The sequence below is a fragment of the Nostoc sp. ChiQUE01b genome, assembly GCF_034531255.1.
Classification (GTDB): domain Bacteria; phylum Cyanobacteriota; class Cyanobacteriia; order Cyanobacteriales; family Nostocaceae; genus Nostoc.
The window spans coordinates 44,918-70,940 of record NZ_JAVRBM010000047.1 but is presented as its reverse complement, the minus strand read 5'-3'; the positions used below and the strand labels follow the sequence as shown (position 1 = coordinate 70,940).

General features: G+C 40.8%; 20 protein-coding genes and 1 pseudogene. 12 read left to right on the top strand and 9 right to left on the bottom strand.

The genetic code is table 11. The features are described from left to right. From RMY63_RS26265 to RMY63_RS26235, 7 genes and pseudogenes are all read left to right on the top strand, one after another. A pseudogene (locus tag RMY63_RS26265) lies at window positions 1-86 on the top strand (photosystem II protein D2); the annotation flags it as partial. A 1,331-nt stretch (window positions 87-1,417) separates the two neighbouring features. Then, entirely contained in the window at window positions 1,418-1,699 is a 282-nt protein-coding gene (locus RMY63_RS26260) for a 4a-hydroxytetrahydrobiopterin dehydratase (protein ID WP_322731517.1), read from the top strand. Between the two features lie 490 nt (window positions 1,700-2,189). After that, complete coding sequence (locus tag RMY63_RS26255; RefSeq protein WP_322731516.1) at window positions 2,190-3,935, top strand: iron uptake porin; 1,746 nt, start codon at window positions 2,190-2,192, stop codon at window positions 3,933-3,935. A 379-nt stretch (window positions 3,936-4,314) separates the two neighbouring features. Further along, a complete protein-coding gene (locus RMY63_RS26250; RefSeq protein WP_322731515.1) occupies window positions 4,315-4,752 on the top strand; it encodes an Rrf2 family transcriptional regulator in 438 nt (145 codons plus the stop codon). Between the two features lie 477 nt (window positions 4,753-5,229). Beyond that, window positions 5,230-6,192 (top strand): cysteine synthase A, encoded by a 963-nt coding sequence (gene cysK / locus RMY63_RS26245; protein ID WP_322731514.1) that lies wholly within the window; start codon window positions 5,230-5,232, stop codon window positions 6,190-6,192. Between the two features lie 15 nt (window positions 6,193-6,207). Further along, on the top strand, window positions 6,208-6,909 hold the full coding sequence (locus tag RMY63_RS26240) for a J domain-containing protein (protein ID WP_322731513.1): 702 nt from the start codon (window positions 6,208-6,210) through the stop codon (window positions 6,907-6,909). 223 nt (window positions 6,910-7,132) lie between these two features. Next, window positions 7,133-8,005 (top strand): 6-carboxytetrahydropterin synthase, encoded by an 873-nt coding sequence (locus RMY63_RS26235; protein WP_322731512.1) that lies wholly within the window; start codon window positions 7,133-7,135, stop codon window positions 8,003-8,005. Window positions 8,006-8,214: 209 nt separating this feature from the next. On the opposite strand, the gene RMY63_RS26230 is transcribed toward RMY63_RS26235, so the two are convergent. From RMY63_RS26230 to RMY63_RS26220, 3 genes are read right to left on the bottom strand one after another with little or no spacing between them, the layout of a single operon-like run. Beyond that, window positions 8,215-8,772, bottom strand: a complete 558-nt coding sequence (locus tag RMY63_RS26230) for a Uma2 family endonuclease (protein WP_322731511.1) — start codon at window positions 8,770-8,772, stop codon at window positions 8,215-8,217. A gap of 32 nt (window positions 8,773-8,804) precedes the next feature. Continuing rightward, window positions 8,805-9,773 carry a PrsW family intramembrane metalloprotease gene (locus RMY63_RS26225; protein ID WP_322731510.1) on the bottom strand — a complete coding sequence of 323 codons (969 nt, stop codon included), beginning with the start codon at window positions 9,771-9,773 and terminating at the stop codon, window positions 8,805-8,807. Beyond that, window positions 9,766-10,689 carry a class I SAM-dependent methyltransferase gene (locus RMY63_RS26220; protein WP_322731509.1) on the bottom strand — a complete coding sequence of 308 codons (924 nt, stop codon included), beginning with the start codon at window positions 10,687-10,689 and terminating at the stop codon, window positions 9,766-9,768. The genes RMY63_RS26225 and RMY63_RS26220 overlap by 8 nt, the downstream gene beginning before the upstream one ends. Window positions 10,690-11,018: 329 nt before the next feature. Here RMY63_RS26220 and mscL point away from each other — a divergent pair, with 329 nt between their 5' ends. Next, window positions 11,019-11,450, top strand: a complete 432-nt coding sequence (gene mscL, locus RMY63_RS26215) for a large conductance mechanosensitive channel protein MscL (protein ID WP_322731508.1) — start codon at window positions 11,019-11,021, stop codon at window positions 11,448-11,450. 149 nt (window positions 11,451-11,599) lie between these two features. Here the strand turns inward: mscL and RMY63_RS26210 are convergent, their stop codons facing one another. Then, complete coding sequence (locus RMY63_RS26210) at window positions 11,600-13,276, bottom strand: DUF3352 domain-containing protein (protein WP_322731507.1); 1,677 nt, start codon at window positions 13,274-13,276, stop codon at window positions 11,600-11,602. A gap of 1,108 nt (window positions 13,277-14,384) precedes the next feature. On the opposite strand from RMY63_RS26210, the gene RMY63_RS26205 reads away from it, so the two are divergent. The 4 genes from RMY63_RS26205 (at window position 14,385) to RMY63_RS26190 (ending at window position 20,874) form a co-directional block, all read left to right on the top strand. Then, complete coding sequence (locus RMY63_RS26205; protein ID WP_322731506.1) at window positions 14,385-17,066, top strand: M1 family metallopeptidase; 2,682 nt, start codon at window positions 14,385-14,387, stop codon at window positions 17,064-17,066. Between the two features lie 500 nt (window positions 17,067-17,566). Further along, complete coding sequence (locus RMY63_RS26200; protein ID WP_322731505.1) at window positions 17,567-19,291, top strand: AarF/ABC1/UbiB kinase family protein; 1,725 nt, start codon at window positions 17,567-17,569, stop codon at window positions 19,289-19,291. Between the two features lie 29 nt (window positions 19,292-19,320). Next, the gene (locus tag RMY63_RS26195) at window positions 19,321-19,695 is read left to right on the top strand and encodes a hypothetical protein (RefSeq protein ID WP_322731504.1); all 375 of its coding nucleotides are present in this window, start codon (window positions 19,321-19,323) and stop codon (window positions 19,693-19,695) included. A gap of 336 nt (window positions 19,696-20,031) precedes the next feature. Next, window positions 20,032-20,874: a glycosyltransferase gene (locus RMY63_RS26190; protein ID WP_322731503.1), complete on the top strand. Its 843-nt coding sequence runs from the start codon at window positions 20,032-20,034 to the stop codon at window positions 20,872-20,874. Here the strand turns inward: RMY63_RS26190 and RMY63_RS26185 are convergent. The 5 genes from RMY63_RS26185 to RMY63_RS26165 are packed head-to-tail and all read right to left on the bottom strand — an operon-like array spanning window position 20,871 to window position 26,019. After that, complete coding sequence (locus RMY63_RS26185; protein ID WP_322731502.1) at window positions 20,871-21,902, bottom strand: Npun_R2821/Npun_R2822 family protein; 1,032 nt, start codon at window positions 21,900-21,902, stop codon at window positions 20,871-20,873. The genes RMY63_RS26190 and RMY63_RS26185 overlap by 4 nt on opposite strands. 16 nt (window positions 21,903-21,918) lie before the next feature. Next, complete coding sequence (locus tag RMY63_RS26180) at window positions 21,919-22,809, bottom strand: Npun_R2821/Npun_R2822 family protein (RefSeq protein ID WP_322731501.1); 891 nt, start codon at window positions 22,807-22,809, stop codon at window positions 21,919-21,921. A gap of 3 nt (window positions 22,810-22,812) precedes the next feature. Further along, window positions 22,813-23,793 carry an Npun_R2821/Npun_R2822 family protein gene (locus RMY63_RS26175; RefSeq protein ID WP_322731500.1) on the bottom strand — a complete coding sequence of 327 codons (981 nt, stop codon included), beginning with the start codon at window positions 23,791-23,793 and terminating at the stop codon, window positions 22,813-22,815. A gap of 3 nt (window positions 23,794-23,796) precedes the next feature. After that, window positions 23,797-24,756, bottom strand: a complete 960-nt coding sequence (locus RMY63_RS26170; protein ID WP_322731499.1) for a glycosyltransferase family 10 domain-containing protein — start codon at window positions 24,754-24,756, stop codon at window positions 23,797-23,799. Between the two features lie 51 nt (window positions 24,757-24,807). Beyond that, window positions 24,808-26,019 carry a glycosyltransferase family 4 protein gene (locus RMY63_RS26165; RefSeq protein ID WP_322731498.1) on the bottom strand — a complete coding sequence of 404 codons (1,212 nt, stop codon included), beginning with the start codon at window positions 26,017-26,019 and terminating at the stop codon, window positions 24,808-24,810. Window positions 26,020-26,023: the final 4 nt, after the last annotated feature.

Below are 26,023 nucleotides of genomic sequence, written 5' to 3'. Positions count from 1 at the left end.
TCCGCGCTTGGATGGCTCCTCAAGATCAACCCCACGAACAATTTGTATTCCCTGAAGAAGTTCTACCACGTGGTAACGCTCTCTAAGAATTCAAATTTGACCATAACCTGAATTAGGGTTATGGTTGGCGAAAATTGACACACCCAGATAAAATAATCTCCTTGTAATCAGCCGATAAAGTGTCACTTTTCACTATTCTCCAGTCATCTCCCACCTTTTGATGGGAGATTTTTTCTATATATGGTTAATATCTCTAAATTTATATGTTATGTTAGGTAAAGGTTATGAACCCAGAGTAAATCCTCTGCCCTTTTGAAACTAAGACCGCTTAGGCAATAAGGAGGTGATGCCCATGATAGAAAGTAGTAAATGCATGGGTCATCAGGTTGCAGTTAGCCGGCTGTGTGCCGGAGCTGTTCTCTAAAAGTTAGCCTTAGTTATCTTTGAGATACTAAGTTAGCTCAAGTAGCTAGGCAAGCTCGGAGTTCCTTCCGGCAGTCTGGTTGCAACCTGAAGACCCGCTAGACCGCTCTGACTTAGATCATCCGATCTAAATCAGGGCGGATAGTTTTTTATAGGTGATTTTGGTTTTCTCAATGGTTACTTTTATCCCTCTTCTGCCACTCTCCGAAAACATTTACCATTTCTGAATTCTAGAGCTTTTGTATAGCAAGCGTAGGCGTAGCCCGCCGCAGGCATCGCGCGATTATTTTCTAATAACAAATACAAGACCGATTTTTTCTAATAGTATAGCTTGTATCTATGTGCCTCATGAGGCTTAAGCGCGATCACCCTCCCGGAGAGTGACAGAAGCGGGTTATCTCTGTTCTGTCACTCTCCGAAAACTTTTGCCATTTCTGAATTCTAAAGCTTTTGTATATGAAGCGTAGGCGTAGCCCGCCGCAGGCATCGCGCGATTATTTTCTAATAACAAATACAAGACCAATTTTTTCTAATAGTATAGCTTGTATTGATTGCCTCATAAGGCTTCTAGCGATTACCCTCCCGGAAAGTGACAGAAGAGGGTTATAGCACAAGCCTTGGTGGTTAGGACATTAATAGATGATGAAACCTAGACACAAAGAGACTTTTCACCCAGTCCCCATTACCCCTTATCCCCAGAGGGGACCCCACCATCCCCAGTCCCCAGTCCCTTGCTATAAAAGAGAGATAGCAATGGTTGTCGCGGATAAAGCCAACCTATTTAAGTTTTCTTAAAAAAATAAATATCTTGCATTAAACTTTAGAGTCTGACTAGATGTGAGCAATAGCATCTATCTGCCAAGCCTGATTTAAATCTAGACACACGCATTATGCCTTAATTTATCCTCCCGTACTTTCTGTGTAGAGAATAAAAGGGTTTGCCTTTGTAAAATGCAAAATGTAACAAATATTATATGAGTAGCAATTACTTTATATGGCACAACTACTCACCGAAGCGGAAACTCAAGAACAGGCAAAGGTTCTGTCAAATTGGACTGTTGAAGACTCAAAGTTGCAGATTACCCGCACATTCAAAGATTTTGTTGAAGCAATTGAGTTTGTCAATAAGCTGGTAGAGCCGGCTGAGTCAGCAAGACATCATCCACACATAGAGATTTCCTACAATCAAGTGAAGATTACACTTACAACACATGATGCAGGCGGATTGACGCAGGCAGACTTTGATGTAGCACAGGTGATTTCCCGGATCAATTAAGTCGTTTATTCTAACATTTTGCACTAGACGATAGGAAGTCACAGTGATATACGATTTGTATAGTTGAGCCAGTGTGTTCTAACTGGCATGAGATTTATACTAGGGGTAAGTGGAAGAAGCGATTTTTGATGGCAAACTGCTAAGTGTCTAAAGCCTTCAGTAATTTAGCCTGCGTAGAGAGCGAATGACCCAAACCTTACTCCCTGCTTAGATATTTAGATAAGTACGTGTGACAGTTATTAAGGCGATCGCTCCAATCTTGCCATCTAGATCAGATGTTTTATAATGTTATGATATAAAGATATGTTTTTGCATAAGTTAATCACATAAGTTTTTAACCCAAAGTTAATCGTTTATTAGCTTTGCAAAAACTAAAATTGTAGTAGTGGCAACTATATCTCATCCACAGGTTTCAATGAGATGTCGCATTTTCGAGAATTAGGTGCAGCGAAACCAATTATCTAAACAAGGTGTGAGGAGTAAAGTTAAGATGTCTAATCTATTATGGAAATCCTTAGTGGTTAGCCCAGCAGTTTTGGGAGCAACATTGTTAGTTTCGGCAACAGCAATGGCCGCCCCAAACCCAACCACTAAAGTATCACCAGCCAAACAACTAGGTGTAACCGAAGTTGCCCAACAGCCAGAAGTATTGGCTCAAACAACCATAGATCAAGTTAACCGCTACAGTAACGAAGGTAATCAAAATAACTCTCAGTCCCAAGTAACATCAGTTTCTCAATTTTCCGACGTACAACCCACTGACTGGGCATTCCAAGCATTGCAGTCCTTGGTTGAGCGCTATGGTTGTATTGCAGGTTATCCGAATTCCACTTATCGCGGTAATCGTGCTTTGACCCGTTATGAATTTGCCGCTGGTTTGAATGCTTGTTTGGATCGGGTTAACGAATTGATTGCCACAGCAACAGCTGACTTGGTGACAAAACAAGATTTAGCTACCTTACAACGGTTACAAGAAGAATTTTCCGCAGAATTGGCAACCCTACGCGGTCGCGTAGATTCCTTAGAAGCGCGGACTGCTGAATTGGAAGCAAATCAGTTCTCCACTACCACAAAACTAGTTGGTGAAGCCGTTTTTGCCGTTAGCGATGTGTTTGGGGGTGAGACTGGTGATAACAACAATACTGTCTTCCAAGATAGAGTACGTTTAGACTTGCAAACCAGCTTCACTGGTAGAGACGTTTTGCACACACGTCTAGCAGCCGGTAATGCACAAGCTTTTTCACTAAGGGATAACGCTAATAATCCGATCGGTACTGCTGAAGGTACACAAACATTTCAGGTTGGCATAGGCGATGGTAACAACAGTGTCAGAATAGACCGCTTGACTTATGAAGCTCCCATAGGTCCAGCCCAAGTTTACCTTGCAGCTAGTGGCGGACGGCATAGCCAATATGCAGCTGTCAATAATCCTTACTTTTTTGACAACACTGACGACGGTGGTAACGGCGCTTTATCTACCTTTGCTTCTGAAAGTCCCATCTATCGGATTGGTGGTGGTGCCGGTATAGCACTTAATCTGCCCCTTGGTAAAGGTGGCGGCATCCTGGGAAATAGCTCAATCACTGCGGGTTATTTGGCATCCCAAGCTAATAATCCTGGTCTTAGTACAGGTCTAACCAACGGCGACTATGCAGCTCTCGGACAGTTGAACTTTAGTGTAGGCGATCGCTTGGCTTTAGCTGCTACCTATGTCCACGGATATAGCGCTAGTGGTGTTTTATTCGACTCTGGTACAGACGGAGCAACTGGAGGTTTTGATGTAGGTACTGGACAAGCTAACTTTTTAGGTAATGCAGCTGGTCTTGCAACAGGTACAGCAACCCCATCTAGCAGCAATTCCTACGGTGTGTCGGCTGCGTTTAGACCCAGCGACAAACTGTCCATTAGTGGCTTCGTCTCTTACCATGACGTCACAGGTGTCGGTGCAGGTGATGATTATGAAGCTTGGAGCTATGGTGTAGGGGTAGCGTTACCTGATTTCGGTAAAAAGGGTAACGTCTTAGGTGTTTTTGCTGGTGCAGAACCCTATTCCTTTAACCGCCCAGGTTTTGGCGGCAACAATGATATACCCTATCACTTTGAAGGCTTCTACAAATATCGTGTGTCGGATAACATCTCTGTAACCCCTGGTGTAATCTGGTTGACTTCTCCTGGCCAAAACAGCGATAACGATGATGCTATTATCGGTACGCTCAGAACTACTTTTACCTTCTAGAGTATTGATTTTCCACTGACAATTTTGAACTCTATTTCTCCCCGCCATTAGGCGGGGTTTTTTGTTTTCAGTAGCAATAATCAATAAACCCCAGTAATTAACCGGAGTATACTAGAGAAGTTAGGAATTATAAGTTATGGCGGATTTTATATGAGTAGACCACAGTAGGGTAGTCATTGTAATGCCCACTCTAGAAGTGACTTACGCTGTGAGCAGCTTTTTAGTAGAAGTTGACGGTATAAAGCTACATATTGCGTAATATCTTAACTCTGCCAATTTGAGATTTGAAATTTGGGATTTGAGATTGAAGGAAAAATATCAAATCCAAATTGACTAACTCCTAATTCCTAACTCCTAACCCCTAACCTTATTGCTGCTTGTGGAACTATCCTGTAAATCGGAATACGCAATTCTCGCCTTATTAGAGATGGCCGCTCATTACGAAAGCGGCGAACCGCTGCAAATTCGACAAATTGCAGCACAACAAAACATACCCGATCGCTATCTAGAACAGCTACTAGCAACCTTGAGGCGTGGCGGTATAGTTAAAAGTCAGCGTGGGTCAAAAGGTGGCTATCTGTTAACGCGAGAACCCCGAAAAATCATCCTTTTTGAGATTTTGGAATGTTTAGAAGGCTTAGAGGCGCGCGCTGGTGAAGAAAACGTTAATTTCAAAAGCATAGACAGTTCAGTTATAGAAGAAATTTGGCAAGAAGCAAGTCGCGCGGCAAATTACGTCTTGCAAAAATATACCCTCCAGGATCTTTGTGAAAAACGAGATTCGCGGCGGCAATTGGATATCATGTACTACATTTAGTCATTTGTCCTTTGTCATTTGTCCTTTATTGCTTGTTACTACTAACGCTCTTTAATCACTCTCAGCAGAGAATAAAACAATAATCCTTGCTACACAAGACTTTCAGGTAAAAAAGATGATTTTAGCCATAATGTTAGAAAATAAAGCTCCAAATCCAGTTTCTGTGCCTTGTTTAGAAGTTGGCTAAAATTTTTCTTTGACCAGAGTGATGGAAGGGCGCTAAGTAAATGGGCAAGAATAAATTAAACTATGTTACATAATGTAAAATTAATTAAATTAGCTCACACTAAGGGCTCCAGCCCTATTTTCCGGGCTGAAGCCCTTACTACAAACCTTTAATTATTCACGCCCACTTACTTAAGCAATGACTAATAACCAATACTTCTCTACGAGAGGCTGCGCCAACGACTACGCTCAGTACAAGTGACCAATGACCAATTACTCATAACTAAATAACTAATAACTAAGGATTAAATTATGCGAATAGCTTGTAACATTACAGAACTGGTTGGTCGTACCCCTTTAGTGCAGTTGAACCGCATTCCTCAAACAGAGGGATGTGTTGCAGAAATTGTGGTGAAACTGGAAAGTATGAACCCATCGGCATCAGTCAAAGACCGGATTGGGGTAAGTATGATTAATGCCGCAGAGGAAGAGGGGCTAATTACTCCTCTTAAGACAGTATTGGTAGAACCCACCTCTGGAAACACCGGAATTGCCCTAGCAATGGCAGCAGCAGCTAAGGGTTATCGATTAATTTTGACAATGCCAGAGACGATGAGTGGAGAGCGTCGGGCAATGTTGCGAGCATACGGGGCAGAACTGGAACTAACACCAGGAATGGAAGGCATGAGTGGGGCAATTCAACGAGCGCAGCAAATAGTTAATACTACACCAAATACCTATATGTTGCAGCAGTTCCGCAATCCAGCTAATGCAAAAGTGCATCGGGAAACTACGGCGCTTGAAATCTGGGAAGATACCGATGGACAAGTCGATATAATTGTGGCAGGAGTGGGTACAGGTGGTACGATCACTGGTGTAGCAGAAGTGATTAAAGCACGCAAGGCTAACGCTAAGGCGATCGCAGTTGAACCAGCCAATAGCCCAGTTTTATCTGGGGGACGACCAGGCCCCCACAAAATCCAGGGAATTGGTGCTGGATTTATTCCGCAAGTATTAAACATAAAATTGATTGATGAAGTGATTAGCGTCACCGATGAAGAAGCGATCGCCTACAGTCGGCGTTTGGCAAAAGAAGAAGGGCTACTATCTGGTATTTCCAGTGGAGCAGCTTTATGTGCAGCAATTCGCGTCGCCCAACGTCAAGAAAATCAGGGACGTTTAATTGTAATGATTCAGCCCAGTTTTGGTGAGAGGTATTTGAGTACACCGTTGTTCCAAGACCTGGAGGCAAGATTGGCCGCTAGCGTCAGTTAACGATACATTGAATTAATGGTCAATTCTAAGCACGTTTCTAACCATTACGAAACTCTCAAAGTTAGTCCAAGTGCAAGCCTTGCGGAGATTAAGCAAGCTTATCGCCGCTTGGTTAAATTGTTTCATCCTGACAGTAATCAGGAAACAGCCGATCGCGAGCAGATAATCCGCATCAATGCAGCTTATGAGGTCTTAGGCGACAACCAAAATCGCCGCAATTATGACCAAGAACTGCAAAATGACTCCCAAAAATTAAATAGCGATCGCCAACAGCGTACAGCATCAGCCCAACAGCATTACCAGACAAGACGAAAAACTGGACGAGATGTTGACGAGCAAGTTGAAGAATGGCTGCGGCAAGTTTACCAACCAGTAAATCGCTTGCTTTGTAGCGTTCTTTATTCGTTAGAAGAACAAATGGAGCAATTAGCTGCCGATCCCTTTGATGATGAGTTGTTAGATGAATTTCAGGAATACTTAAAAACCTGTCGAGATGACCTCAAGCAGGCACAAACTACTTTTCGCTCCCTACCAAATCCCCCTAGTCTCGCAAGAACAGCGGCTCACCTTTACTACAGCCTCGATCAAGTAGCAGATGGACTCGATGAATTAGGTTATTTTCCTTTGAACTACGATGAGCGTTATTTACACACAGGTCATGAACTATTCCGCATAGCTACAAGATTGCACTGTGAAGCACAAGCGTCTGTTACATAGTTATTGGGCATTGGGCATTGGGCAAAACAGTTCCGAGTTCCGAGTGCTGAGTAAAGAAGTGAGATTCCCCACTCAGCACTCAGCACTCAGCACTCAGCACTCCTGAAGGGCATTGGACATGGGTCAATATTGCTGGATGTCAAAGGACAAATGACTTAGGAATTAGTTTATGCTGTAAACAGAAAAAGATTAAGAAATTTTAAATTCTGTTCATAGTGTACTCATGCAATGCATTGTTAATCGCCGCGCTCAGTTTTCAGCAAGTCATCGTTATTGGTTGCCAGAACTAAGTGAAGCCGAGAATATTGATAAATTTGGTGTTGGTACTAGATTTCCGGGACACGGACATAACTATGTCTTATTCATCTCTCTAGCCGGGGAATTGGATGAATATGGCATGGTGCTGAACTTGTCTGATGTGAAATACGTAATTAAACGGGAAGTTACTAGTCAATTGGACTTCTCTTATCTCAATGATGTGTGGGCAGAATTTCAACAAACTCTGCCTACCACTGAGAATATTGCACGAATTATCTGGCAGCGGCTAGCACCTCATTTACCTCTAGTCCGCGTGCAGTTATTTGAACATCCTGAACTTTGGGCAGATTATATGGGAAACGCAATGGAAGCCTACCTCACCATCAGTACTCACTTTAGCGCCGCCCATCGGCTAGCTCATCCTAATCTCAGTAACAAAGAAAACACTGAGATTTATGGTAAATGCGCTCGTCCCAACGGTCACGGACACAACTACCATCTAGAAGTCACGGTGAAAGGGGAAATTGACCCACGTACTGGCATGATTATTGACTTAGGTGCTCTGAATCAAGTGGTAGAAGATTACGTAGTAGAGCCATTCGATCACACCTTTTTAAACAAAGATATTCCCTACTTTGCCGAAGTTGTACCCACTGCTGAAAATATCGCACTTTACATTAGTAATTTACTGCGATCGCCTATTGAGGAATTGGGAACTAAACTTTACAAAGTAAAACTGATTGAAAGTCCCAATAACTCTTGCGAAATCTACTGCACGGACTCTGAATCTGATTCAGTCAGCGCAACTGTGAATCAGCCAGTACTAGCACGAGTTTAGCTAATTTAAAATCCAGGCATAGGACATTTTTAATAATTCGTAATTCGTAATTCGTAATTCGTAATTCATATTTATTAAAATTAGTCCTTTCAAAGTGACTCGTAAAATCTATTTTCTTCTGTCTGTGTCTTTACGGTTTAAAAGCCATTTATTTAACCGTAGAGGCACAGAGAACACAGAATAAAAAGATGATCGCAAAGAATCCAAGGCTAGAACAGTTTACTAACTAAGCAGTTGAAACCTGGTAGCAAAAGACTTGTCAGTTCATCTTGATTAAATAAAGTAGCTGCTAACTTTAATGCAGCCTGTTCGCGTCGATAAACCTCAATTTTTTTCTGTATAGAATCGCAAATCCAATATTCCTGAACCCCTTGCACTGAGTACAGCTTTAGCTTTGTTTCCTTATCGCGTTTCTCGTTTTTTTCGCCCGGTGACAAAACCTCTACTACTAACTCCGGTGCGCCTGTGAGATGTCCAGCTTCATCTAGCAAGTATTTTAAGCGTTCATGACTTGCCCATACCACATCAGGGATCACATTGTCCGAATCTGAGAAAATAATTCCAGCTGCGATCGCAGCTTTACCTAAACCAGTTTCATCTGACCAAATCTTAAGAACTGTAACAATATTGGCGCAGCTCGTTTGATGATCCCAGTTAGGTGCTTTGGTCACAAATAGTTCTCCATCAATAATCTCATAGCGATTTCTGCGATCGCCAGCAAATAGCTCTAGGTCAGCAGTCGTCCAACGCACTGGAGTTGTTTGCATAGAAACCCCCTAGCCTTTTCCTAAATCATATTTTAAAAATAGCGATGACGGGCAGAATGTCGCAAATAGCGATAAATCCCCCACGCTAAAACTCCAAAAAAGAGATTTAGTAAAAAGCGACTAAATATAAACCACAAAATATCAGTATCAAAAAGCTTCGACGGACTCAAAGGACTAACAGTCCTGACTAAAAGAAACAGCCCAAAAATAGCATTGCCACCCAGCACGAGGGCAAACAGCACTAAACTCCTCTGCCAGTAACGGCGCTGGGGTGTACGTTCCCAAACCAGGGTAATTACAGGTTTACCTTGCACTTTTCGTAGTAGTTGTTCCAGTCGCCAAAACATCCACAACAGAAACGAAAATAAACCGTAACTTAGGAAACGTAGGGGTAATGAATAGCCCCAAGCACTAGATAGGATATTAACTAGGGCATGACAGATTACAGAATTTAGCCAAGCCGTAAAAATAAACTTTTTATCTCGATTTAAACGATTTTTAGAGTAAATATAGGTTCCTAATGCATATCCCCAAGGTGCAGAGAACATAGCATGGACTGGCGTGCCGATAGTACGTTCAAAAATTGATGCTGTACCGTGGAAAAGGTAAATCCAGTTCTCTTCGGCAGTAAATCCAAGGGAAACGGCGATCGTGAAGAGGAAAACGCTAGAGTGAAGTAATCGATACTTGTGTTGTAGATAGTAGCTTGGGACAACAACCGCAGCCAACTTGCAGCCTTCTTCAATTGGGCCTATTTCCACAAGCTGCCGCAAGGCTATACCGGGAAGCCAACGCTTAATCTGATGCCAGTCTACAAAAGAGTTCGCTACAATTTCAAAATCCGATTCGAGTCTAAGGGCTAAAAAACCAGATATTGCCCCAATGATAAAGAACATCAGTAACTTTAACAGAGTTGGGGCAAATGGCATCCGACAGTAGTAGTAGCCTAGCAGCAGCAAGGGTGGTATTGCTGCCCACAACACTAGAGATAAATCAACCACTCACCTGAGCAATTACTGTACGGTGACGGTGGGTATTATTGGTAATAGTGGGAGTTTGGAAACCCGCCTCAACAATAGCCTGCTCAATGTCTAAAGCAAAATATTCATCTAAATACGGTTCAGTACTTTTGAGCAAAGTCAAAATGTAGGCTGGCATTTTCTTGTAAACTTCAGATTTGGGATTCATATCCATGATTGCCAAATAGCCACCCGGACGCAACACGCGCCGCATTTCAGCTAAAATTTGTCGGGTTGCTGATTGGGGTAATTCGTGGCACATCAGGAAAATAGAAACTAAATCAAAAGAGGCATCAGGTAGCCCGGTAGATTCAGCTTGGGCATGAAGCCAGTTAATTTTGGCTTGACGTTGCCCAGCGCGGTAGTTAGCAACAGCTAAAAAGTAGGGAGATAAGTCTAAGCCTGTAATTTTGGCATGGGGATAAACTGCTTGTAGGGCAAAACTACTCAAGCCAACACTACACCCTACATCTAAGATGTCTTGCGGCTCATTGGGGATTTGACTTTTCAGGATATTGTGGTAACTTTGGCGGAGCATAGCATCGCCTTGCGCTTCTTCAGCGCTCTGCCAAATCTTAGCGTGGACAGCGTAAGCAGCAGGTTCTACCTCAAAAGCGGCTTGCCAACTCAGATTTCCAGTTTCGTAGGCATGGAATGAGGTGACGTAGTAATTAGGGTAGGAAAGCTGAGGATTTTGTACTTGAGCTAAATCATCCTTCCAATCAAGCGCTTGTAGTGTTTCAACTTCTTGCGTCCAAGACACACCAATTCTCTCGGCACGTTTAATCATCATTTGTCTAGCTTGATACTTGGCTAGGTTAGCTAAAGGCTGGATTGCCAGTATGCCATTTACCAAACGGGAAGCTAAACCAGGATTATTGTTTACAGCAGCGGTCATAAATCAGTTTGCATTTAACAGCCTTTTCTACTTATGACATACTTGCTGGACGGCAGTCTAGAAATGAATTGAATTGTATAACGGCAGTCTGCCTCCTTTGGCTTGCTCTAAGCAACAAATATTATAGAAGATTGATATTTGGAGAACAGCAAAGTTCTGAGAAGATGTGAATTATGCTGGTTTCCAATTTATATTTCTTTATCAGAGAATTTTATTCAAGACTGGTAAAATTTTGATACTTAGCAATATCTATCTCAACAGGGATGGCAAAAAGCTGAGTGCCATTTCTAAAGAAAATTACAGTAAGTTAAGCTTATTGAGAGTCAAGTATGGCCAGAGCAAGAAGAAGAGCAAGTGGCTTTTTAAAAGATTTTCAAGAATTTGCCCTTAAAGGGAATGTAGTTGACTTAGCGATCGCTGTCATCATTGGTGGTGCTTTTGGCAAGATTGTCACTTCCTTTGTTGAAGATGTGATCATGCCATTGATTAATCCCTTGGTTAGTTTTGCTGGCAAAGACTGGAGAACAATCGCCATTGGCCCGGGAATCAAGATTGGTCACTTTCTTGGCGCAATAGTTGACTTTGTAATCATTGCCTTAGTTTTATTTCTGGCAATTCGAGCCTTACAAAAATTCAAGAGACAAGAAGAAGTCGCCGATGAACCCTTGCCAGATCCTAACCTTGTAGCCCAAGAAAGATTGACTGGCGCGTTGGATAGACTCAACCAAACCTTGGAAACTCGGAATAATCAAGTTTTGTAAGTGGGGAGGTGGGGGAGATGAGGGAGATGAGGGAGATAGGGGGACAAGGGGATAAACAAAACTCCTAACTCTTAACTCCTAACTCAGCACTCCTAATGCCCAATGCCCAATACCCCATGCCCCATGCCCCATGCCCCATGCCCAATACCCTACTTTGCAGTAGGCTTAAGAGCTAACAACATCTCTAATTCACTGGTGGATTTATCAGGGCTAATAGCGGTAAAACCAATACCACGAATGGAATTCAAAATGGTGATGGTATCGGCGTTAGACGATACAAAACTATTGATCAAGGGCACAGTTTTAGTTTTATCCATATCTAGGTAGAAATAGCCACCATTGGGCTTTTGCAAAGAACCAGTAACGGCTTTGAAAGCGTCGCTAGTGTCGAGAGATGGATTTTTGCGATCGCTAACTGCCTCAGCAATTGGGCCACCAAGAGCTACAAATACAGTATCTTGATCTAGCCAACCATGTGCCAATAAAGCTCCTTGTCGGGGTATTTGCCATTCAGTTACGTCTTTACCACCGATATTTCTGTTGGCGACGTTGATTTGTTGGGTTTTGGCAAGGGTATCCAATTTTGTTAAGGTGGCTTCGGCAGTTTTGCGATCGCTAGTATCAAATACTAAAGCACCTCCAAAACCAACACTTGCTAATACCCCTTGATTTGATGGAATCGCACCAAAGGCGAATTCCCCATTCATCCAGCCAAAAATATCCTTATCTAGGTCTATATTGGCGAATTTCAATTGTCCTCGCGCTTGTTCCAGAGCTTGCTTCATTTCTGGATAATCTTTTGACTGCTCTACCAGCACTTCCCAACCACGGCTGATGCCATTTCCGCTAATCAAAGCAAAGGTATCAGCAGGAAATTGCCCGACTATATTCCCAGGACTTGATTGATACTGAAATTTATTTAATTGCGGATCTAAATTAGCGATCGCTTTTACCCGCACTCCCGCATCATCAACACCAACACCCGCTACCACAGATTTTATCTGCTTCAGTTGTGTCAGGGTTTGTGGGGGTAACTGCTTTGCCTGCGGATTTCCAGCAGTTAATTGCTGTATCATCCCGGCATAGTCTGGTACATAAATTTGGGCGAGGCTGTTTTTAACATCCACTCCTTTAAGAATGCTGCTAGCACCTTCTTTATTGGCAAAAGAAGACTGTCCCTTAAACGTGTCAATTGCTTTTTCTACAGCTTGCTTTTCGGGGGCTAATACCAACTGACTATCATTTAAAACTACGCTATACGTCGGCTTGCCATTTTGTGTAGTTTCGACAATTTTTTGACCTTGATAGTCAGATTCCTGTAATTTCACTCCTTTTTGTGACTTCAATTTGTTAGCAAAATTCAAGGCGCTGAGTTTGTCCTTGATTCCCACCACTATCAGGATATTTGATTCCTGCTGTAAATTTGTTGGCACATTAGTTGTCCCAGAGGGTTCCTTTAACTGTGCTGGTTTTACAGGATTTGGTGGCAATACAGCAATCATTACACTACCAGCCCAAGGCTTTATGTCTTTTTCATAAGAAACGTTACTGTCACTGAAGATTTGCTTATTGAAATCTTCCAGACCCTTTGCCACTAACTTTTGTGCTTCTGGAGTGCCAAACTGCTGTAATTTTGCCCAAGCTTCAGAGTCAGTAGTAATATAAGCTGCCATCATTGCTGTTGAAGGTACTACTTTAGCACTGCCTAGAGCGTCCAAACTACCTCCTGGTGAGCCTTTAAAGTACATATAAGCCGCTACACTTCCGGCGACAACGACAGCAGCACCAACAGCAGGAATGAGAAATTTTGATTTACTTTCAGGCATTTTTTTATCCTCTTTTGCTCAGATTGTCACCGAGATTTATACAAGTGTCACTGTAGAGTTTTCGGATTTATAATAATTTCCGCTAATCCATCGCTAGACTAACCCATGACCAAAGGATTTAGCAGCACACTCGTTGACAAACTGCACATCTACCTCCTCCTTGCTGAAAATTGTTGCTTTTGATATGCATCATTAATTGAATCTTAATCAGAAAAATTCTCAATTAAATATGACGTTCAATCAGCAAATATCCAACTTAAAAGTGATTTTTCACTACAAATAGTGTTTCTGCATACATAGCAATCCTATCTGATTTGTAAAAATTGCAAAGCCAAGATTCCTGACTTCTCTAAAAAGTTGAGAATCTCGTTGTTTACGAATGATTTAGGATTGCTATAGCACTTGGATTTCGCAGTCCATCTATGCAGCAAACAAGCTAGCGATGTCTACGACGGGCTACGCCTACGCTGATTTGTCAAAGGAGTTAAGAAAATTTGGGAAGTACAACATCAATTTACAAGCGATCCCTGCGATCAACTTTTACGGGCACTCGCCAGTATGGGAGTTTTTACGGAGACAGAAATCGGTTATTGTACTTTCACACAACTGGTATCCTGCATTTAGTTTCAACTCCAGTTGGTATTTACTGATAAAATTAGTAATCTTATAAATTAGCGGTCTAAAATTACTCTCAAAAAGTACTTCAACCAGATGAGGAGCGAATCTGCAAATGATATGCTGTTCATCTTAAACAAAAGAACGTGTTCAGCAGCAGCAAGCTATCCTAAGTTATAAAAATAATTAGGAGTATTTGTACTGAATGAGAATCTATCAAGGTGCAGCAAGGTGCAAGAGACTCTTGACTCAATGCCAAAAAAGTGCAAAACATCAGAAAAAGTAAATGCGGGAGGGATATGGAAAAAACCCCAGGATCGGTAGCCGATCTGCGGAAGTTCGGGTGAGATTAATTTTAATCCCCCAATCCCAAAGGGAAGTTCTCACCTCCATAATGCCCTGTTGATTTGGGAAATACATCAAACACCGCTATTTTACTTAAGTACATCCAACCAAGCCAGACTTTTCAGGATTACAAGGTCAGTAAGCATCAATGTCGCAGTCTTATTTTGATACAGATAATAACGGACACAAACCTTTTGAGTTACCGGGAGCAAGACCACACTACAACCCCGATCGCCCCGGACAGGTAGAGCATATTTTTCTCGATCTCAGCTTGGATATTCCAAAGCTTTGCTATCAGGGCAGTTGTAACATTCGCCTCTTGCCAATCCGTAATGGTATTGATCGTTTGACTTTGGATGCTGTCAACCTAAATATCGAGTCTGTGCAGGTGGACGAAGTGCCACAAAACTTTGAATATGACGGGGAACAGCTTTCCATTCAACTTTCTCAGGCAACCCAAATTGGTCAACGCTTGCTGATTGCGATCGCCTACTCGGTGGCAAAACCGCAACGCGGTATTTATTTTATTCAACCAGATAAGCACTACCCAAACAAGCCTACTCAAGTTTGGACTCAGGGAGAAGACGAGGACTCTCGCTTTTGGTTCCCCTGCTTTGACTATCCAGGACAACTGTCTACTTCAGAAATTCGTGTCCGCGTTCCTAATCCTCTCGTGGCGATTTCCAACGGTGAATTAATTGACACCACAGAAGATGGTGATTATAAAATTTATCATTGGTTACAGCAACAAGTTCATCCTACCTACTTGATGACTTTAGCAGTAGGTGATTTTGCTGAAATTCGGGATGAGTGGAATGGAAAACCAGTTACCTACTACGTAGAAAAGGGACGGGAGGAAGATGCTAAACGCAGCATGGAAAAAACTCCCCGAATGATCGAATTTTTGAGCCAAAAGTATGGTTATCCATACCCTTTTCCGAAATACGCCCAAGTTTGCGTCGATGACTTCATCTTTGGCGGCATGGAAAATACCTCCACAACACTGTTAACGGATAGATGTTTGCTGGATGAACGCGCTGCCTTAGATAACCGCAACACTGAAGCTTTAGTAGTTCACGAACTCGCGCACCAGTGGTTTGGTGATTTGGTGGTGATTAAGCATTGGTCTCATGCTTGGATTAAAGAAGGGATGGCTTCTTACTCTGAGGTGATGTGGACAGAACAGGAATATAGTCTAGAAGAAGCAGCTTACTATCGTTTATTGGAAGCTCGTCGTTACTTAAGTGAAGATAGCAGCCGTTATCGCCGTCCAATGGTAACGCACGTTTACCGCGAAGCTATTGAACTTTACGATCGCCACATTTACGAAAAAGGATCTTGTGTCTATCACATGATTCGGGCCCAATTGGGAGATGAGTTATTTTGGCAGGCAATCCAAACATTTGTCCAAGATAATGCTCATAAAACCGTAGAAACAGTAGACTTACTTAGGGCGATTGAAAAGGCAACCGGACGTAATCTTTTGTTCCTCTTTGACCAATACGTTTATCGTGGCGGTCATCCCGATTTTAAAGTAGCTTACTCTTGGGATGGAGATGCTAATTTAGCAAAAATTACAGTAACTCAAACCCAAGCTGCTGAAGGTAAAGATGGCAGTAAAGATTTGTTTGATTTAAAAATACCTATTGGTTTTGGCTATACGCAACAAGAAGAAGTGAGGAGTGAGGAGTTAGCAGTAGAGACGCGATTAATCGCGTCTGTACAAAAGTTAGGAGTTAAAAATAATTCCAAACTCATAACTCCTAACTCACAACTCAAAACTTTTACTGTCCGGGTAAATGAACGCGAACAAAGCTTCTACTTTCCCGTAGAGAATAAGCCCCAATTTATTAGCTTTGATGTTGGAAATAATTATCTAAAAACAGTAGCTTTGGAATATCCAATCGCGGAGTTAAAAGCACAGTTAGAATTTGATCCCGACCCGATTTCGCGTAGTTATGCAGCAGCAGCTTTGGCGAAAAAAGGTGGGCTAGAAGCGATCATTGCACTGTCTGCATCGCTAAAAAATGACCCATTGTGGGGTGTGCGTGTGGAAGTGGCAAAACAACTAGGCCAAATCAATTTAGATCAAGCCTTTGATGGCTTAATTGCTGGGTTAAAAGATAAAAATGCTTATGTGCGACGAGCTGTAGTGGAAGCACTTACTCAATTCAAAACTGCTGAAAGCTATAAAGCTGTGAGAGGGTTAGTGCAAAAGGGCGATCCCAGTTATTACGTGGAAGCAGCAGCTTCTCGTGTGATCGGGGCGATCGCATCGGCAAACTCGGAAGAAAAACCCAAGGAAGACAAGGTATTAAAGCTGCTGAAATCCGTTTTAGAAGAAAAGGCAGGTTGGAATGAAGTCGTGCGGAGTGGGGCAGTTGCTGGTTTAGCTGAATTCAAAACCTCAGAAGCAGCTTTAAATCTACTGATCGAATACACCAAACTCGGTGTACCACAACCCCTACGTTTAGCCACAATTCGCGCTTTAGGAAAGATTTCTGTAGGTCAAAGTCCGGCTAATTTGGAACGGATTTTAGAAAAATTAACAGAACTAGCCAAAGAAACCTTCTTTTTAACGCAAATAGCCGTAGCCGCAGCCTTAGGACAAATGGAAACACCTAAAGCTGTAGGAATTTTGCGATCGCTAGTTGACCAAACAGCTGATGGGCGTGTACGTCGCTCTGCTGAAGAAGAAATTTCCAAGGTACAAAAGAACATTGGTTCAGAAAAAACCCTGCGTCAATTGCGTGAAGATTTCGACCAACTCAAACAACAAAATCAGGAATTGAGAAGCCGTTTAGAAAACTTGGAGGCCAAATCTAAATAGCACTACATGACAATTAAAAGCAGGTAATTGGTAGTTGTGGCAAAGCTATTAACAATTACCAAGGTTTTAGTTGATACTGTAATTTTATTGTGGACACATAAAATATTTTATTTTCCACTTAAAGCACAGGTATAAATAAACATAGTACCAAGATCCCCGACTTCTGTTAGAAGTCGGGGATCTTATGTTGTAAGCGGTTACTGAGTTTCAATTTGCATATATTAGATACATACTTATATTTATATAAATTAAAGTTAAGAAAAAATAAAATCATCTAAAACTAGGATAATTAGTTGTAGTTTTATAAAGTATAATTAAGAAAAAGATAAATAAATCTAGGCAGTAACAGATGCTAAAATCGCCTCGAACACTATCCCCAAAGGGTAGAGTTCTAGTTATTTTAGATAAAAGACTACTGCTATCCTGAATTTGCAACTAACTTGTGGGTCAGGAGAAAAGTAATCATTGTAAATTTTTCAGTTGAAGAGGCAAAAAAAGGCGTGGGTCAGTATCAACCTGCTCAACTAAAACTCTATAATCCAGATGCGATCGCTCGCTACTATAGTTACCGTCCCTGGTTAGCCTGGGGGCGACTGCTGAGAATTATCTTCTCCTTTGCAGGATTTATACTCAGTCTGAAGTGGGACGAGTGGCAAGATCGAGTTGAGCAGAACAAGGGTAAACGAGCTATCCAGTTGCGAGAATTGCTCACCCGCCTCGGCCCGACTTTTATTAAAGTTGGTCAAGCCCTTTCCACCAGACCTGACCTGATACGCAAAGATTTCTTAGAAGAACTGATCAAGTTACAAGACCAGTTACCACCTTTCGATAATGCGATCGCTTACCAGATTATCGAAACAGAACTAGGTCGTCCAATTTACGAAAGTTATAGCGAACTGTCACCTAACCCAGTAGCTGCTGCTAGCTTGGGTCAAGTATATCGGGGTCGGCTGGTTAGCGGTGAAGAAGTCGCCGTAAAAGTGCAACGCCCCAACTTACATCCGATAATTACACGCGACCTATATCTAATGCGTTGGGCAGCAGGTTGGCTAGCTCCTTGGTTGCCTTTAAATCTCGGTCACGACCTAACTTTAATTGTGGACGAGTTTGGCACGAAGTTATTTGAAGAAATTGACTATATTAATGAAGGTCGCAACGCCGAAAAATTTGCTAGCAACTTCCACAATGACCCACAAGTAAAAGTTCCAGGTATTTACTGGCGTTATACAAATACCCACGTTTTAACACTGGAATGGATTAACGGCTTCAAGCTGACGGATACTCAACACATCCGCGAAGCAGGTTTAGACCCAGAAGCGATCATCCAAATTGGCGTGACATCAGGATTGCAACAGCTTTTAGAATATGGCTTCTTCCATGCTGACCCTCATCCCGGCAATTTGTTTGCTGTGCTTGATGGTCGTATGGCTTATATTGACTTCGGTATGATGGATCAGTTGGAAGAAAGCACCAAAGAAACACTGGTAGATGCGCTAGTGCATTTGGTGAATAAAGACTATACCGACTTAGCCGAAGACTTTGTAAAATTAGGGTTTCTGACTCCAGATACAAATATTTGCCCGATAGTGCCAGCATTAGAAGCGGTGCTAGGAAACGCTATTGGTAAAAATGTCAAGGATTTTAACTTCAAAACTATTACCGATGAATTTTCGGAACTGATGTACGAATATCCTTTCCGAGTCCCGGCAAAGTTTGCCTTGATTATTCGTTCCCTAGTTACCCAAGAAGGTATTGCCCTTAGCCTTAACCCCGATTTCAAAATTGTGGAAGTGGGTTATCCCTATATAGCGCGGCGGTTGCTGACAGGAGAATCGCCGGAATTACGACGACGATTATTGAATGTGTTGTTCAAAGATGGTAAATTTCAGTGGCAGCGGTTAGAGAATTTGATTGCGATCGCTCGTACCGATAACAACTTTGATGTATTGCCCACAGCGCAAATGGGGTTCCAATACTTAATGTCGGCAGAAGGCAAGTTTCTCAGGCGACAGTTAGTGCTTGCTCTCACCGAAGATGACCGCCTGCATACCGAAGATGTGCAACGCTTATGGAACCTGGTTAAAGATGACTTAAAACCGGATCGTTTATTAAATGTAGCGATCGGGATTTTAACAGACTTATCCAGAGAAGGGGCAGCCGCTATCCTGCCAAAAGCGACATTACTTGGGTCTTTTGCTGAGAACCAGTCAACAAATAAAAAGTAAAAAATCTTTAATAGAAATTAGGAGTTTTCATGTATTATTTTCCTGAGCAACCGCCTTACTTTCTCTTACTTGTTGGCTTTTTGATAGCATTAACATCTGGTTTGGCATTATCTGGCACTTTGAAAGTAATTGTGCAGAACTGGCCAAGCGAACGAGCAGAAAATACTCAGCCACGTTCCTCACTGAAACAATTACTTGTACCATTTATCGGCATAACAGGCGGTACTTGTCTATTTATGTCTTCAGGCTTAGAGATATTTGGTTTTCCCTCATCCTTGGCTTTAGGAGTCGGTCTACCAATTAGTCTCTTTACTTGTTTATTAGTTTGGTTGCAGTTGGGAAGTATGATGACCTTTATAGAACGTGAAGGTATGCAATCTTTAGATTTAGATTCTATGTCATAAATTTAAAACAATACAGTTAAATTCTGATTAACTCAACTGTATTCATATCTAGGACACTTTAATAATATACAAATCAACCTAAATGCTCACCGGCGATGGTGAGCATTTCCACTTCTGGTATTTTGATTTAAAAAATAAAACCTTATGAACAAAGAAAAACCAGACGTTTGTTTTTGTAGTTTAGCTTTAGTTAAAAGATATCGCTCTTATCCTTTCCTATTAGCTCAATATTCAGTCAAATTGCGTTTTGAGATCACAAATTAGCGGATGTTCTATTGATTCTTTTACATAGGCAGAGTCTTCTTTGATGCACAACCCAAAACTTTGAGGCTAAATATGACTATGAAAAACTATAGCTTTATCTCTGTACTTACAACAGATGACTACTTGGAAGGCATTTTGGTTTTGAACTATTCATTAGCAAAAACAAATTCAAGATATCCTTTTGTAGTTATAATAACACCTAATTTATCCAAGGAAGTAATTGAGTCCCTCACCAAGCATAATATTAATTGTATTACTATTCAAAACATTGAGAATCCAAGTACAATAAATCAGATAACGTATCGATGGCATTTCACCTATCCAAAGTTGAATATATTCGGACTAAATCAGTTTGACAAATTAGTCTACTTAGATGCTGATATGCTGATACTTAATAATATCGACGAACTGTTTGAAAAGCCTCATATGTCTGCTGTCAATTCAGGAGGAATGTTACCCAAACTTTTGTCTTGGACAAGGCTAAATTCTGGGCTTATGGTTGTTGAACCATCTACAGAATTATTTGATGACATGTTATCTAAAATTGGCAAGATAGAGGGCATTGCCTCAGGAGGCGATCAAGACTTTCTTCATGCCTACTACTTCAATTGGCCAAATCAAAAAGAGCTTCATTTGGATCATGGATACAATATGTTCCAGATTCATCTGGATGAGTACAATCAATTATTTGGCTATGATTTTAATCATGCTCAAAAGCCTATAAAAATAATTCATTACATCGGTGAAACTAAGCCATGGCATTTGTACAAATCAGCTTATGAGAAAAAGTATCTATATAGAATCCTAAAAAATTTTGTTCGTCGTTTTATAGGTTCTTCAAAGCATCAGATGATGCTGAAAGCAAATAAATTGTGGTTCAAGCACTACAGGGATTTGACCTACTTATGTTATTAGTAGCCATTAACTCTATGCTTGAAATTGCGATACTTTAGCTTAATATTGTTGATTCTTTGCTGAATAAAGCTACTAGTGGACTTTTGCATAAGTGTTAGCTTGCTTGGGCGCTTAAAGCTTTGAGGACATTTTTCAGGTGATTTTAAATAGCGGTAATATAAGAAAACATCGCGGTAAGCAATATCAACATCTTCACCCCCACAAAGCCTCGTAAAAGCTGAAGAAGATACACTCATATAATGTAAGTATGTCAATTTCTGCCCTTGGTCATAAAGAATATTATCTACAACATCAAATTTAGAAGTCCAATGGCAACCAGTCGCTTTACCGTGATAGGCGTAATTGTAGTAAGAAATTCCACTACGTAAAACTAAATAATTGAGAACTGTTTGATCGGAATCTGCCCATGCCAGTGCATCAGCTTCACCTGCTTCTAAGTTTGCTAGTAAATTTGCTAAATTAGCATCGTTAAAAACACCCTTTTTAGAGGCAAACCAACCAGAACAAAAAATTTGATTCCTAATATCTTCTATAGGAAAAATCTCTCCTAGCTTATCTTCTGTCCAATTGAAAATATAATTCAAATCGGATCTATATTGAAAGTCATTCGTAATCCAATCATATTCATCTAACTTTTGATAAACATCATCGAGTGATTTCATCAACAAAGTATCTCCATCAAAGAAGATAAACTTGTCAAATGGGCCATCTAGACAGCAAAGTTTTCGATGTCTTTCTATGCGATAATTCTCTGGTAAACCATATTCTCGCCATAGCTTTAACGCCCTTGGATGAGCTTTCCAGATCCGAGAGCCAAAGTCCTCCCAGTAGGCTATGGAATCAGAATTTTCAAATAAAGTAACATTATCTCTAGATGCAATTTCTGCCTTTACTTTCTCTAGTTGGTCATTATATGGAATTACACAAACAGGAATTTCTCTACCAGCATTAGCTTCTATACTGTTGAGCAAAGCAACTAGTTGATCGTAGACAACATCATTCGCTAAGGTGTAAATACCATCAATCATTGGGATACTCCTAATATTAAGTACGGGCAGAAACAAAGGGAAATAAACGGCGAGTCAGTTTGGGAATAAAGGCAAATTTACCCTCATGAAGATAGCGATAGTGTTCCCACAATTGCCAATAGGGACTACCAGTTTTCATCCGCGTACCAGCCCAGTGGAGATATTTGAGTCGTTGTCCTCGGTCATAGAGGGCGTAATCTTGCTGTTGAAAATTTTGCGAACCTGCCCAACTACCAGGCCCTCCCCCAGGAATTTTGACAAGATTTCCACGTTTAGAAATTAGTTTGAGAACAAGATAATTTAAAATTGGTTGGTCTGTCACTCCTTCAGAAAAATCGAAATATTCGCGATGTGCTGCACACTCGCGTAAAGCTTCATCCATTTTTTGTTGGGTAATAATTCCTTTTCTCGAAGCCCAAAAACCACTGTTGAAAACATCTTGAAGTTGGGCATCGGAAAAAATTTGCTGTTCTTTCACAAATGGGGAAAAAATATTTCGCAGCTTTTCATTAGCATGATGGTAATCACAGCAGAAGAAATCGACTTCTGAAAGTTTGTCTAAATTGTCGGCAATTTTTTCAAAAACGACAATATCCGTATCAATATAAATAAATTCATCTAAAGGCCCAAACCACACCACCAATTTACGCATTTTGTTAGGTAAGGCGAGGAAATCTCGGTCAAAAATTTCTCCGATGCGTTTGGTAAAGCTATCAATAAGTTCTAAATCTGGGAAAATTTGGACGTTGTGTAAGGTAGCAAGCTGTTCTGCTACCTTATGGTAATTGTCATTAAAAGGTATGAGATAAATGGTAACTTCTGGGTCGTAATAACGAATGCTATTGAGTAGAGCAATAGCATTATCGATAACGCGGTCATTGGCAACTATATAAATGCCCCTACTCATAAATTATCCTTGGTTAATTAACTTAAATTTTCGCAAAGCTCTGGTAAATAAATTTGGTACTGGAGCGTCATTATAATTCTTAGGAGGATTGTTAAAGACTGGACGCTTTTTTGGTTCGTGTAAGTAACGATAATAGAGAAATAAATCTCGATAAGGGAACTGAATATTTTCTCCAGCACAAACTGCTTGATTGATATTAGGAGGAATCCCAATGTAATGCAGATAAGTTAGTTGATTACCGCGATCGTAAAGAATATGTTCTCGTTCCTCAAAGTGTTTAGAGCTAGCAGAACATCCTGTTTTTTCATTATCTGGCAGTTGGCAAGCAAAGTTATAAATAGAAAGATTAGACCTCATTACCATATAGTTAATTAATGGTTGTTCGCCAGCACCACCATACAAAATTTCTGACTCACCATTTTGTAAGTTTGATATTAGCCAATCTCTTTTTTCTGAGTCAAATAGCCCTTGTTTTGCGCCATAAAAGCCTGAGCAAAATATTTCAGAATCAATGCGTTTTTGCTCAAATATTTTTAGTAATTTGGGAGAATTAACATTATATATTTTACTTACGTCTGTAAATTGAAAATCATAGACAACAAAATCATAACTCTCTAGCTTTTCAAACACTCCTGCGAGTGAGTTCATTACCAAGGTGTCTGCATCTAAATAGATAAACTTCTCAAATGGCCCATCAAAAGCGCAAAAACGACGGTGAGCGCCATAAAGACGAGATTTACTCCGATTCAATCTTTCTGGGGCTGCTGCCAACATAAATTGATCCCAGCGGTTGATTGATTCTTGGTCATCGTAAAGAAATACATTAGGGCGTTTAGCTATTTCATCAGTAATTCGTTGTGTCCGATCGTCGAAAGGATAGATACAAACAGGAGTTTCTGGGCCTAAGATAACATCAATACTATTGAGCAAAGCCACCAGTTGATCGAAAACATAATCATTGCCAAGGGTACAAATACCATTCATAATTTATGAGTGTTGATCGACAAAGTTTGATAACCAGTTAAGCAGGTTTAATTTGTGTAAAATGATTTGACGTGCTTCTGCGATCGCATCCTTGGCAGCATACCAAGCATCAGGTGTTGCTGTGACTTCTTGGATGTAGGCAATACCTTTTTCATCTAAACTGGGCAAGCGCAAAAAACTACCCGGTGGCAATAACTTATCAGCAGCCGGGCCACCATAGTAAATTGGTAAACACCAAGCAAGTAAACTATCCCAAAGTTTCTCACTCACATACCAATTATTATCAGCATAGTTTTCAATTGCTAGATTGTAATAGTATGGGGCCATGCCATACCATTTGTTACCTAGTTCTCCCGAACTGTTCGCCCATTCTGGTAAGTTACGCCCATACAAATCAAATTTCATGCCACTAGATTGCAAAGATTGTAAAAAATCTAAACGCTGGCGATGGTTGGCTGTGCGGCTAATTCCCGAAGTAATCCAACTACATGGGGCAACTTTTGGAGGCGGTGGCATTTCATTTAAATCTTGAAATGAATTTGAGTGATACCAAATAGCAGGCATATAGTCAGGAATGGGAGCAAAATCATCGGGGCCAGAAACGTAGCCGCAATACTTCTGAGCTTCTTGATAATTATGATTAGTTATTTTTACAACCTCATCTAAAGGCGGTTCTCTGAGCAAATAAATAATTCGCTCTTTGTTGACACCACGCAGTAGAGATTCAACATTTACTACTGGTTTTTGCTGCTGTTTGCGAAAACTATCTAACCAAGATTTTGGCGGCGATGCTTGGGGAAAATCAAATTGATATAGCAACATAAAATCTGGCTTTTGTGCCATTTTCAACATTTGCATGTTTTTCCAAACACCAAAGTAGTGCGGAGTTTGTTGCCATAACCAATCTTTGTTTTTAGCCAGACCTGAATAGCTGCTAATCATGCCAACAGTTTTAATATTCATTTTAGTTATTATTTGTCATGAGTTATTTTTCCTAATTTCAGCCATTTTTCCTTAGACAATAATTTGGGACAGCAGAGATTCATCAACATAACTAAGAATTTTTGCCGCTCGATTTTCCCAAGAAAACTGCTTGACAAACTCGATACTATCTGAATAACCTTCTATTTTTCTGGGATGAGTTTCTAAAACCCGCTTCAGACTTTCGGCAAATTTGCTGGGGTTATCTGGTTCACACCAAGCAGCGATTGCTTGAGTATCTTGAAACTCAACCAATGAAGAAATTTCCGTCGAGACAATGGGAGTTCCAGAGGCGAAATAGTCAAACAGCTTTAAGGGAGATGTGAAAGTTGCCGCTTTTCCCGAACAATGAGGGTGAGCTAAAGCATCGGCTGCTTGTAGCAAAGATGCTAACTCATTATGCAAAACATATCCCAAAAATTTAAGATTATGAACCTGTTTTTCTTTTGCTAATTGCTGATAATCTTCGACTTCTTTTGGCTTACCACCTGCACAAGCAAATTGCACATTAGGCATTTCTTTAGCTACATCAATTAGTACATCAATACCTTTAAATTGCTGTAATGCTCCCGCATAAACTACCAATTTTTGGCTTTCGTTTTGCAATAGTTTTTTACGCCATTCCGCTGCTTTTTCTGGTTGTCTATCCATAAATAAGCGATTAAAACCATTGTGGAGTTTAATTACTTTTTCTGGTGGCATACCATTTTTAATCATACTTTCACGGACAGTTTCTACAACGGTGACAGCAATTTGCAGTAGCGGATTTTTAACAATTTCTGGCTCAAATTGCTTGTCTTCGTGGTGGTGGTGTTCATAAATTGCCGGAAGACCATTTTTAATGGCAGCTTTGACAAAATTCCAGTTGCGACTGTGGACAAGTTTAGTAGTTGGAAGTATGTGAAATGGTAAATAATATTTGCTAGCAATGGTATTAGAATCAGTAAATTTACTCTGAAAATGGTCAATCGGCCAAGGCATTGGTAAGGGAGCAACTTTTAATTTGTCATGAAGGTTGTAATATTCAATAAGTTCTGTTGGTGTTTTTCTTGGTTGAAAAGGACAAGCTAGATTAACTGGGTTAATTGCTTTTACTCCTTTGTCATGGTATACCAAAACTGTTGAGTATCCCAAGTTGGCAGCGGCGTTAGCTGCATTTGTAGACTGTACTAAGTGAGCTTCTGGCTGCGGCAACTCTTCACCAATGAAAAAAATGTAGTATTTTTTTGAAGCAGTGTTTTTCATAACT

Excerpts from the sequence above, each read along its gene's own strand:
- RMY63_RS26240 (WP_322731513.1), top strand. The coding sequence starts at position 6,208 with ATGGTCAATTCTAAGCACGTTTCTAACCATTACGAAACTCTCAAAGTT.
- RMY63_RS26235 (WP_322731512.1), top strand. The coding sequence starts at position 7,133 with ATGCAATGCATTGTTAATCGCCGCGCTCAGTTTTCAGCAAGTCATCGT.
- RMY63_RS26205 (WP_322731506.1), top strand. The coding sequence starts at position 14,385 with ATGTCGCAGTCTTATTTTGATACAGATAATAACGGACACAAACCTTTT.
- RMY63_RS26180 (WP_322731501.1), bottom strand. The coding sequence starts at position 22,809 with ATGAGTAGGGGCATTTATATAGTTGCCAATGACCGCGTTATCGATAAT.
- RMY63_RS26170 (WP_322731499.1), bottom strand. The coding sequence starts at position 24,756 with ATGAATATTAAAACTGTTGGCATGATTAGCAGCTATTCAGGTCTGGCT.
- RMY63_RS26260 (WP_322731517.1), top strand. The coding sequence starts at position 1,418 with ATGGCACAACTACTCACCGAAGCGGAAACTCAAGAACAGGCAAAGGTT.
- RMY63_RS26255 (WP_322731516.1), top strand. The coding sequence starts at position 2,190 with ATGTCTAATCTATTATGGAAATCCTTAGTGGTTAGCCCAGCAGTTTTG.
- RMY63_RS26210 (WP_322731507.1), bottom strand. The coding sequence starts at position 13,276 with ATGCCTGAAAGTAAATCAAAATTTCTCATTCCTGCTGTTGGTGCTGCT.
- RMY63_RS26220 (WP_322731509.1), bottom strand. The coding sequence starts at position 10,689 with ATGACCGCTGCTGTAAACAATAATCCTGGTTTAGCTTCCCGTTTGGTA.
- RMY63_RS26175 (WP_322731500.1), bottom strand. The coding sequence starts at position 23,793 with ATGAATGGTATTTGTACCCTTGGCAATGATTATGTTTTCGATCAACTG.
- RMY63_RS26195 (WP_322731504.1), top strand. The coding sequence starts at position 19,321 with ATGTATTATTTTCCTGAGCAACCGCCTTACTTTCTCTTACTTGTTGGC.
- RMY63_RS26230 (WP_322731511.1), bottom strand. The coding sequence starts at position 8,772 with ATGCAAACAACTCCAGTGCGTTGGACGACTGCTGACCTAGAGCTATTT.
- RMY63_RS26165 (WP_322731498.1), bottom strand. The coding sequence starts at position 26,019 with ATGAAAAACACTGCTTCAAAAAAATACTACATTTTTTTCATTGGTGAA.
- RMY63_RS26185 (WP_322731502.1), bottom strand. The coding sequence starts at position 21,902 with ATGATTGATGGTATTTACACCTTAGCGAATGATGTTGTCTACGATCAA.
- cysK (WP_322731514.1), top strand. The coding sequence starts at position 5,230 with ATGCGAATAGCTTGTAACATTACAGAACTGGTTGGTCGTACCCCTTTA.
- RMY63_RS26190 (WP_322731503.1), top strand. The coding sequence starts at position 20,032 with ATGACTATGAAAAACTATAGCTTTATCTCTGTACTTACAACAGATGAC.
- mscL (WP_322731508.1), top strand. The coding sequence starts at position 11,019 with ATGGCCAGAGCAAGAAGAAGAGCAAGTGGCTTTTTAAAAGATTTTCAA.